At 66.2% G+C, this 494-nt stretch carries 1 protein-coding gene; it reads right to left on the bottom strand.

The window, feature by feature from the left end; genetic code table 11:
- Positions 1 to 494 (bottom strand): pitrilysin family protein (locus KIP88_RS46080; protein ID WP_214494663.1); only part of this gene is annotated, 494 nt, incomplete at both ends.

Here is a 494-nt window from a genome sequence, read left to right as displayed (position 1 = left end):
AGCGGATCCGACAGCGTCACGGTGCGCGGCGCCGCCGGCATCGGCTCCTGCGGCCGGATGCGCTTCTCGGGGATCGCGTGCTGCGCCGGGATCGGACCGAAGTTCTTCTCCACCAGCGGGCGGATGTCCTTGACGTCGACGTCGCCGGCGATGACCAGGATTGCGTTGTTCGGGGCGTAGAAGCGCTTGTAGAACGCGAGCGCATCCTCGCGGTCGAGCTTTTCGATCTCCTGGTGCCAGCCGATCACCGGGCGGCCGTAGGGGTGGTTGAGGTAGAGCGCGGCCATGATCTGCTCGGTCAGCCGCTCGTCCGGCTCGTTGGCGACGCGCATGTTGTATTCTTCCAGCACGACGTCACGCTCGGGCAGCACGTTCTCGTCCTTGAGGATGAGGCCGGTCATGCGGTCGGCCTCGAACTCCATCATGGCAGGAAGCTGCTCGCGCGGCACGCGCTGGATGTAGCCGGTGGTGTCGACCGAGGTGAAGGCGTTCTG

This window comes from Bradyrhizobium sp. SRL28 (assembly GCF_018596315.1).
In the GTDB taxonomy this organism is placed as follows: Bacteria; Pseudomonadota; Alphaproteobacteria; order Rhizobiales; family Xanthobacteraceae; genus Bradyrhizobium.
This window is presented reverse-complemented; position numbering and strand designations above follow the sequence as displayed.